This window comes from Massilia sp. P2_C2 (assembly GCF_056404615.1).
Map to the genome: position 1 here is coordinate 1 of NZ_JBFUDR010000263.1, position 8806 is coordinate 8806.

The 8806-nt window shown below is 63.7% G+C and carries 11 protein-coding genes and 1 pseudogene; 8 read left to right on the forward strand and 4 right to left on the reverse strand.

Annotation, left to right across the window (positions count from 1 at the left end):
* The 8 genes and pseudogenes from AC1DYX_RS23790 to yidD all read left to right on the forward strand — a co-directional run.
* Positions 1 to 639 (forward strand): annotated as a pseudogene (locus AC1DYX_RS23790) (hypothetical protein); the annotation flags it as partial.
* A 196-nt stretch (positions 640 to 835) separates the two neighbouring features.
* Complete coding sequence (locus AC1DYX_RS23795; protein WP_477263447.1) at positions 836 to 3067, forward strand: putative bifunctional diguanylate cyclase/phosphodiesterase; 2232 nt, start codon at positions 836 to 838, stop codon at positions 3065 to 3067.
* 121 nt (positions 3068 to 3188) lie between these two features.
* Positions 3189 to 4058, forward strand: a complete 870-nt coding sequence (locus tag AC1DYX_RS23800; protein WP_477263449.1) for a prepilin peptidase — start codon at positions 3189 to 3191, stop codon at positions 4056 to 4058.
* A gap of 25 nt (positions 4059 to 4083) precedes the next feature.
* Entirely contained in the window at positions 4084 to 4755 is a 672-nt protein-coding gene (gene coaE, locus AC1DYX_RS23805; protein WP_477263451.1) for a dephospho-CoA kinase, read from the forward strand.
* Positions 4756 to 4819: 64 nt separating this feature from the next.
* Positions 4820 to 5575: a cell division protein ZapD gene (gene zapD, locus AC1DYX_RS23810; protein ID WP_477263453.1), complete on the forward strand. Its 756-nt coding sequence runs from the start codon at positions 4820 to 4822 to the stop codon at positions 5573 to 5575.
* A 22-nt stretch (positions 5576 to 5597) separates the two neighbouring features.
* A complete protein-coding gene (gene yacG, locus AC1DYX_RS23815) occupies positions 5598 to 5780 on the forward strand; it encodes a DNA gyrase inhibitor YacG (RefSeq protein ID WP_091667516.1) in 183 nt (60 codons plus the stop codon).
* Between the two features lie 23 nt (positions 5781 to 5803).
* On the forward strand, positions 5804 to 6184 hold the full coding sequence (locus tag AC1DYX_RS23820) for a tautomerase family protein (protein ID WP_477263456.1): 381 nt from the start codon (positions 5804 to 5806) through the stop codon (positions 6182 to 6184).
* Positions 6181 to 6699, forward strand: a complete 519-nt coding sequence (gene yidD, locus AC1DYX_RS23825) for a membrane protein insertion efficiency factor YidD (protein WP_477263458.1) — start codon at positions 6181 to 6183, stop codon at positions 6697 to 6699. Before AC1DYX_RS23820 ends, yidD begins: the two co-directional genes overlap by 4 nt.
* On the opposite strand, the gene AC1DYX_RS23830 is transcribed toward yidD, so the two are convergent.
* From AC1DYX_RS23830 to AC1DYX_RS23845, 4 genes are all read right to left on the reverse strand, one after another.
* Positions 6696 to 7076, reverse strand: a complete 381-nt coding sequence (locus AC1DYX_RS23830; RefSeq protein WP_477263460.1) for a hypothetical protein — start codon at positions 7074 to 7076, stop codon at positions 6696 to 6698. The two genes, yidD and AC1DYX_RS23830, sit on opposite strands and share 4 nt — an antisense overlap.
* Before the next feature lie 314 nt (positions 7077 to 7390).
* Entirely contained in the window at positions 7391 to 7861 is a 471-nt protein-coding gene (locus AC1DYX_RS23835) for a DUF4844 domain-containing protein (protein WP_477263462.1), read from the reverse strand.
* 124 nt (positions 7862 to 7985) lie between these two features.
* Positions 7986 to 8330 (reverse strand): hypothetical protein, encoded by a 345-nt coding sequence (locus AC1DYX_RS23840; RefSeq protein ID WP_477263464.1) that lies wholly within the window; start codon positions 8328 to 8330, stop codon positions 7986 to 7988.
* 20 nt (positions 8331 to 8350) lie between these two features.
* On the reverse strand, positions 8351 to 8806 hold a 456-nt coding region (locus AC1DYX_RS23845), incomplete at its 5' end, for a hypothetical protein (protein WP_477263466.1).

Here is an 8806-nt window from a genome sequence, read left to right on the forward strand (position 1 = left end):
GCGTGGTGCTGGTGCGCGCGCCTCCTGTTCGGCGGCGTCGCGCTGCTGATCTGGCTCGCGTGGGCGTATATCGTCGCCACGCCCGATCCGCTGGGCGTGCACGCGCTGGCGATCCAGCTGGCACCGCATCCCGACCGGCACCTCGACGCCGTGCGGCTCGCCTGCGCCGCCGCCGCGACGGCCGGCGCCGCGTGGCTCATGTTCCTGTCCCGTCCGCGCCAGGCGGCGCTACAGACCTGGGTCGCCGGCATCACGCTGTGCTGGTGCCTGCTGGCGACGCTGTTTATGCCGTGGATCGACGAAGTCAAATCCTTCCGGCAGGTTTTTTACTCGCTGCAGCGCGCGCTCGGCCCCGACGCGCCCTGCCTCGCCAGCTACGGCCTCGAAGAGAGCGAACGCGCGATGCTGCATTACTACGATGGCATCGTCACCGAGCGGCTCGACGTGCGGCCGTCGTCCCGCTGCACGCTGATCCTGCTGGAAAGCGCGACCCACCAGCTGCCCCATTGCAGCGACGACGCGACCTGGCAGCCGGTGTGGGACGGCGCCCGCCCGGCCGAGCGCCACGAACACTTCTGGCTGTTCCGGCGTACGCCCGGCGCGGCCACGTGCACCGGTGCCAGCCAGTCACACAAGTGACCGGCACGCAAATTGCATTGCCATATGCAAATCAACACCACGATGGCAACGAGGGCGTCCGGCGCGATCCGCGGGCGGACGCGACGCGGCGGTCCCACACGGACGCTCTTCCTTGGTGCAAATCGGGCCAACCCGTCCGGTTCTGGTGCAGCCCCCGAATTCATTCGTCGCACTCATGACTATCCAGAACATCCAGATGACTTTCCATTCGGCGCACACCGAATGGCACGAGGCGCTCGACGCGGCCGGCCGCTTCGACACGGGCGACCACGTTGCCGGACTCGGCCGCTGGTGGCTCGACCGCAGCGGCCGCCGCGTCGCGCTGTCGGCCGTGGCCGCCGGCCTGCTCGGCATCGAAGCACAACCTTCGCTCGCGGCCTGCCTTGACCGCGTCGAGCCGGAAGACCGCGTGGCCGTCCGCCCCGCCTTCGACCGCATCATGGCCGGCGACGACGGGGTCGACTGCGAATTCCGCGTACGGCTGGACGGCCACGGACTGCGCTGGCTGCGCCTGCAGCAGATCGACACGCCCGATGCCGACACGGTCGCCTCCGGCATCCTGCTCGACATCACGGCCGCCCGCAACGCGGCCGCGCGCGAACGCTTCAATTTCACGCTCACGCAATACCTCGTCGGCACCGACAGCATCGACGATGCCGTCGTCAAGATCCTGCGCCTCGTCTGCGAGGAGCTGGGCTGGGAATGGGGCGCGTTCTGGGCACTCGAAGAGAACGAGGACGAGGACGGGCTGCTGCGCTGCCGCTATTCCTGGCAGGCCCCGCGCCAGGCGCTGGCTCCGTTCCGCCAGGCCAGCGCACGCATCCACGTGACGACCGCCGAGGGACTCGTCGGCGCCGTCTGGGCCGCGGGCGAGGCGCGCTGGCTCGAAGACGTCAGCGGCACGCCCGAGCTGCTGCGCACGGACGAGGCGCGCGCCTGCGGCCTGCAGTCGGCCTATTTCTTTCCCGTGACCTTCGTCGCCTCGGACGGCCGCCTCGTGCGGCCCGGCGTGCTCGAATTCTTCAGCGCGCAGTTGCGCCAGCCCGACGCCCAGCTGCCCGGGCTCGCCAAGTCGATCTCGGCGATGATCGCCCAGGCCTTCGAGCGCATGACGCAGCAGGAGCGCATCCGCGTGCGCGCCCAGACCGACGAGATGACGGGCCTGGCCAACCGCGCCCATTTCTACGACCAGATCGACCGGCTGTGCCGCGACGTGCCGCTGGGGCAATCCTTCGGCGTGCTGTTCGTCGACCTCGACCAGTTCAAGCCGATCAACGACGCGTTCGGCCACGAAGCCGGCAACGTCGTGCTGACGGAATTCGCGCGGCGCCTGCGTGCGCTGGCCCCAATCGGCTGGAGCATCGGCCGGCTGGGCGGCGACGAATTCGCGCTGCTGTCCGTACCCGGCGCCAGCCCGGATGAACTGGAAGCCATCGCGGAGGCCGTGCTGGACGCCGCGCGCCGGCCCTTCGTGTACCGCGAGCATCGACTGAGCGTGTCGGCCAGCATCGGCATCAGCACCTATCCCGAGCACGGTGGCTGCACGCGCGAGCTGCTGCACGCGGCCGATGCCGCCATGTACACGAGCAAGCGCAACGGCCGCAACCTGRCCAGCCGCTTCAGCGCCGACGGCGAGGCGGACGAGGCGGGCCACCGCATGGCCCTGCTGACCGACCTGCACTACGCGATCCGGCGCGACGAATTCTTCCTCGAATACCAGCCGATCTGCGCGAATTCGGGCACGGAGATCGAGGCCGTCGAAGCGCTGATCCGCTGGCGCCGGCCGGGCGGCGAGATCGTGTCGCCCGGCGTGTTCATCCCGATGGCGGAACRGAGCCGCTTGATCGTCGACATCGGCCGCTGGGTCATGCGCCAGGTCTGCCGCGACCTCGCGCGCCTGCGCGCGGCCGGCATCGACAGGGTGCGCGTGCACGTCAACATGGCGGCGCCGGAATTCATCGACGCCGGCCTGCCGGACCGGCTCGTGGCCCTGACGGCCGCCGCCGGCGTCGACCCGCGCCTCATCTGCCTCGAACTGACCGAGGGTGTCGTGATGAAGCACCCGGACAAATCGATTGCCATCATGCACGAGCTGCGCCGGCGCGGCTTCGGGATCGGCCTGGACGATTTCGGCATGGGCTACTCGTCGCTGTCGATGCTGAAGAAGCTGCCCATCGACTCGCTCAAGATCGACCGCCTGTTCATGGCCGGCGTGCCGTTCGACCGCGACGACTGCGCCATCGTGCGCTCGATCCTCGACCTGGGCCGTCACATGAAGCTGCAAGTGATCGCGGAAGGCATCGAGACGGACGCGCAACTGGGCTATCTGCGCCAGTTCGGCTGCCCCCTCGTCCAGGGCTGGCTGCCGGGCCGCCCGATGCCGCTCGGCCGCCTGTTCGACCGGTTGACGCCGTTGCAGGCCGCGTGACGACGCGCCGGCCTGCGTCAGACGGGCCGGCACGCAACACCAGGCACAGCGCGATGCTGCCCAAACGACGGGAAAACCCCTAGAATAGTTGACTCACGGAATCAACTACCCATTGGACACCATGCCACCGGAAATCCTGCTCTTCGCCGCCCCGGCGACCCTCGCCGCGACGCTCGCCGCTGCCCTGTTCGGCCTCTTGATCGGCAGCTTCCTGAACGTGGTCGTGTACCGCCTGCCCGTGATGGCGCAGCGCGAACTCGACAACTACATCGCGCACGAAGCCGGCAAGGAGCTGCCGCACCCCGACCGCTTCAACCTGATGGTGCCCCGCTCCGCCTGCCCCCATTGCGGTCACCGGATCACGGCGCTGGAAAACATTCCCATCATCAGCTGGCTCGTCTTGCGCGGGAAATGCAGCGCCTGCAAGGCACCGATCTCGCCGCGCTATCCGGTCGTCGAAGCCGTCACGGGTCTGCTGTCGGCCGTGCTCGTCTGGAATCTCGGCAGCGGCTGGCTGGGCCTGGCCGGTCTCGTCTTCACGTACTTCCTGATCGCGATGACGCTGATCGACTACGACACGAAGACGCTGCCCGACGATCTCACCTACCCGCTGCTGTGGCTGGGCCTGCTCATCAACCTGAACGGCACCATCGTCCCGCTGCGCGACGCCGTCATCGGCGCGATGGCCGGCTATGTGTCGCTGTGGGCCGTGTACTGGCTGTTCAAGCTCGTCACGGGCAAGGAAGGCATGGGCTACGGCGACTTCAAGCTGCTGGCCGCGCTGGGCGCCTGGATGGGCTGGGCGATGCTGCCGACCATCATCATCCTGTCGTCCGTCGTCGGCGCCCTCGTCGGCGTTTCGCTGATCGTGTTCGCGCGGCGCGACCGCAATAATCCCATCCCCTTCGGACCGTATCTCGCGGCGGCTGGTATGATYGCACTCTTGTACGGAACACCACTGACCCGCTACGCGCAGGGTTTCTTGGTCTAGCCTTGCGGCCGGGCCTGAGGATCACATGGAGACAACCGGCTCGACCGTTTCAACCCTTCATCACGTCCCCCGGTATGCGGTGGGTCTCACCGGCGGCATCGGCTGCGGCAAGACGACCGTGGCCGACCTGTTCGCCGCACGCGGCGCCGCCGTCATCGACACGGACGCCATCGCCCATGGCCTGACGGCACCGCACGGCGCCGCGATGCCCGCGCTGATCGCGGCATTCGGCCCCGATTACGCAACGCCGGACGGCGCGCTCGACCGCGCGAAGATGCGCGCCCTCGTGTTCTCCGACCCCGACGCACGCACCCGCCTCGAAGCCATCCTGCATCCGCGCATCCGCGAGGCGACGGCCGCCGCCGCCCTGCTCGCGGACGGTCCCTATACGATCTTCGTCGTACCCCTCCTGATCGAATCGGGCACGTGGCGCGAACGCGTGGCGCGCGTGCTCGCGATCGACTGTTCCGAAGCCACGCAGGTCGCGCGCGTGATGGCGAGAAATGGCCTCGCCGAAGACCAGGTACGCGCCATCATGGCCGCCCAGGTGACGCGTGCGCGCCGCCTGGAAGAAGCGGACGACGTGATCGTCAACGACGCCGGCGTCGACGCCCTGTTGCCGCAAGTGGAGCGCCTGCACCGGTTTTATCTTGATGAAGTGGCAAGATTGGCTCAACAGTCAAGCGAGCGTTTGTAATTTTGTGCATGATGGTTCAGAATCACGTCGTTGCCAGCCAGCCTACATTCATAAGGATGTCATTTTGATCGTCTACGAATACCCATTCAACGAGCGGATACGCACGTTGTTGCGGCTGGAAGACCTGTACGAAAAGTTCAAATTCTTTGTAGGGCAGGAACATCCACTGCAGCATCACGTTGCGCTCGCGACGATTTTCGACATGCTGGAAGTGGCGGGCCGCGCCGACCTGAAGTCCGACCTGCTGCAGGAACTCGAACGCCAGAAGCAGAGCCTGCTCAGCTACCGCAGCAATCCCGCCGTCGCCAAGGACATGCTCGACGCCGTGCTGGCCGAGCTGGACACCGTCAGCAACGCCCTCGTCAACGCCCAGGGCAAGACGGGGCAGAACGTGCGCGACAACGAATGGCTGATGAGCATCCGCGGCCGCACGATCATCCCCGGCGGCGCCTGCGAATTCGACCTGCCCTCCTACTATGCCTGGCAGCGACGCCCGGCCGAACAACGCCACGCCGACATCATGAACTGGTTCACCCCGCTGGCCCCGCTGTTCGAGGCGCTGGCCCTCGTGCTGCGCCTGCTGCGCGACTCCGGCAGTCCCGTCAAGTTGATCGCCACGTCCGGCAGCTACCAGCAGATGCTGCAGGGGAAGGTCTACCAGATGCTGCGCCTGGCGGTGGACGAGTCCCTCGGCGCCATCCCCGAGATCTCCGCCAACAAGTACATGCTGTGGGTCCGCTTCACCACGCAGGGCGGCGACCTGAAGCCGAAGCCGCTGGAAGAAGACATCCCGTTCGAGCTCACGCTCTGCAATTTCTGATCACGATTTTTAGAAGCACATCATGACCGTCGTATCCTGCCCCACCTGCGGCAAGAAGGTCGAATGGACGCCGGAAAACAAATACCGTCCCTTCTGTTCCGAACGCTGCAAGCAAATCGACCTGGGAGCCTGGGCCGAAGAGAAATACACCATCCCCGGCGCGCCGCCCGGCGACGCCGACGAGGATTCCGTCTCGAAGGAATAACCGCTTATCAAGGAGGGGTCTGCATGCCGTTCGTCACGCTCACCGTCCGCAAGCCGAAAAGCACCGAATTCAAGGACAAGGTCCTCGCCGCCGTCCACGCCGCGCTCGTCGCGACCGGCGTGCCCGACACGGACAGGTTCCAGCGCGTGCTGGAACTCGACGCCGCCGACTTCCGCTTCGATGCCCACTACCCCGACGTCCAGACGACGCGCACGGACGACTTCGTACTGATCGAGATCCTGTGGTCGGTCGGCCGCAGCGTGAAGGTCAAGAAGAAGCTGCTGGCCGAGCTGATGGAGCATCTGCGCGCGGGCGGCTTCGATCCGGAAAACGTGATGGTCGTGTTCAAGGAAACGAACTGGGAAAACTGGTCGTTTGCTGGCGGGCGTCTCCTGCATACATGAAGGCGGCCGCCGCGCTGGCGCTGGTTGCGATCCGTTTTTATCAACGCCATATCTCGCCGCACAAGGGGTTTTCGTGTGCGCTGCGCGTTGCCACGGGCGGGGCCAGCTGCTCGGCTTATGGGTATGCCGTCATCGCGCGTTTCGGCCTCTTGCGCGGGCTCGGGCTGTTGCAGAGGCGTCTTGAATTGTGCGGTCACGTGCACGGGCGTGCGCGTGCGTCGGCGCCGCCGCATCCGCAGCTGAAGTATCAGCGGGGCTATTGCGACGTACCGTGCGACCTGCCCTGCCACGGACACGGTGGCTGCATATCCGCCGATACCGCGCTCGACATGGCCGGTTGCGTGTGCGATGCAGGCGATTGCTGGTCGCCGCGCAGGCGTGGCGGACGGGCGCGTACCACCGAGGAACTGGATGCGGCGGCGGAGCGGACCAGGCGGCGGGAAGCGAGGATCAGGGAGGAATGGGGACGCTGCCGCCCTGGCCGTTTGCCCCCATCACGAAGCGCGAAGCACTAATCATCGCCCTGCCATTGCGATAAGTCATCCACCGGTTGGGGTAGCCTCCCTTCAAGCCATTCTGCGGCGGCTCCAGGCTTGAATGCGCTATCCGAACATTCGATCACCCAAGATAGGAAATCACGGGGACCGCCGTTAAGATATGGCGGTGGTGAAACTGGCTTGAATACTGTTGGCAGCCGTTCATTCACCGAAAGATAGTTCAGTACATGCGCCAACTCCTGAACCACGTTCCAAGCGAGTGGATGGTCGATGTCGAGTGAGAACTTCACCCACCAGCCTCCGTTTTCGTCGAAGCCCCTGCCGAATGGAGCGACAATTCCCGGCACTTTCGACAAGAAAGCTTCGAGTGTTTGGAAAGCCAATTCCTCTTTCATTTTCTGCGCTCTCGAGTTTAAAAAGATATTACACGACGTCGGCTTCTGACCCGAATGCAGACTCTCGCCACCGCGTGCGACCGCCTCACCTACCCGTAGCAGACTTGCCAAGAACTGATGCAATCAGGCTCATGTATTGCTGAGTATATATGCGAGGTCGTTGGATCCAACACCGCAAACGTTGCTGGTACCTTGTCATCTGAAGCTCTGTCTCGTGCAATTGACCCAGGAGGGAAAAAGTTTGTGAGGGGCGCTGACAATGCGTTCGTTCGTCCTCGTCATCACTGACTGACCTTCTTCAGCAGCTGTTTCTCCTAAAAAAACCAGCCGTAAGGAAAACCATAACGCCAGACGTTGAATAGCTCGTCAGAACTATCGACGCCACAAATCTGCATGACTTTGGTCAGGTACACCAGGAGCTGATCGCGCTCTTCGGATTCCGGCGTGTCGAAGTTGGCCAAGGTGGCTTTCATTGCCCTCAGCACTGTCGAGCGTTGTGGATGTTCAGGCAACGCTGCGATGAGGGTGCGAATGGTGGAATCCACGGCCTCCTGCGCCCTCAACCTCTCGTTTTCACTCATCGCACCAGGGTAGAAAGTGGCGCTGTCAGCACCGAATTTGCGCTCGGACTGCAAATCCCGTAAGCGTTGAAGGACCTCGGGCGTCACGGACAGTTTCCGGTCGTTGAAGCCGGTAGGCCAAACATGGAAGCTCAGACCGGATAGCCCGGCAATGAGAATCATGACAAACGCGATGACGATGCTGGCGAGTAGCCTGGAAAACAAATCAGCTCCTGCTTGTTGATGCTTGGGGTATCGGTATGTCCGCTTGCAGCCGGTTGTGGTGCTTCGGCTGAGACTGCTTCCAACCTGAAGCGCACCTTCAATGAGTGACCAAGCGGACTGAAAACTAGCGACGACGATAGCTCATATTCACCTTCGCGGAGAGCCATTCGCAGAACAAGGTCGCATTTTTTGCATTCTCCGCGCCAATCGTCAGATCAAACGTTTTGGTCGACCGCCAGAACCTGCGTTTGAATATTTTTAGAAGTAACGATGAGAAATCGTAGGCGCGAAAATAAATGATCGCGACTTCTCCCGATGGGCTACTGAAGACGTACGAGCCAAGGCTTTCAGCATCGCCATCATTGATGGGATAGCCGAACAAACTTACCAGGTCAGCAGGCCGTATCGTAGCTTCGTATTCCGGTCCACACATGCCCCAGAACGCATCAGGAGTTAAAGAGAATTCCATGGTGTGCTTTACGTCCCTTGTCATCTGGAGTTCCGTCTCGTGCAGTTGACCCAGGAGGGAACAGGTTTATGAGGGGTATCACCGTCGTCACGAAGGTCGTTCTCAGGAAGTGTGAATCGGCGAAGCCGGCTTCCATCGCTGATGCGGCGCATCTCGAACTCGACTGGAGTAGGACCATGGGGAAACGCGGACTGAAACACGACTTCTTTGCCCCCTGGGGTAAAACACCACTTGAAGACCATCCCGAAGCCGCTTCTGAAGCGTTGAAGGTGATTGGATGTATCCATCACCACCAGATAGAGTGGTTGGGAGTACGAAGCGCCCTGATTGGGAAACAAGGCCAGCCAGCCTACATGCCGTCGATCGCTTGCGACCGCCGGCGCCTCGAAGGCATCTTGATCCTCCAGCATTGGCGCCGCGGTCTGGCTTCCGTCAGCGCGACGTAGCCACAGGCGCTCACCATCACGATCAAGTAC

Bases quoted from the DNA above. Each gene is read 5' to 3' on its own strand.
- AC1DYX_RS23830 (WP_477263460.1), bottom strand. From the start codon at position 7,076: ATGAAAGAGGAATTGGCTTTCCAAACACTCGAAGCTTTCTTGTCGAAA.
- AC1DYX_RS23840 (WP_477263464.1), bottom strand. From the start codon at position 8,330: ATGGAATTCTCTTTAACTCCTGATGCGTTCTGGGGCATGTGTGGACCG.
- AC1DYX_RS23820 (WP_477263456.1), top strand. From the start codon at position 5,804: ATGCCGTTCGTCACGCTCACCGTCCGCAAGCCGAAAAGCACCGAATTC.
- yidD (WP_477263458.1), top strand. From the start codon at position 6,181: ATGAAGGCGGCCGCCGCGCTGGCGCTGGTTGCGATCCGTTTTTATCAA.
- coaE (WP_477263451.1), top strand. From the start codon at position 4,084: ATGGAGACAACCGGCTCGACCGTTTCAACCCTTCATCACGTCCCCCGG.
- yacG (WP_091667516.1), top strand. From the start codon at position 5,598: ATGACCGTCGTATCCTGCCCCACCTGCGGCAAGAAGGTCGAATGGACG.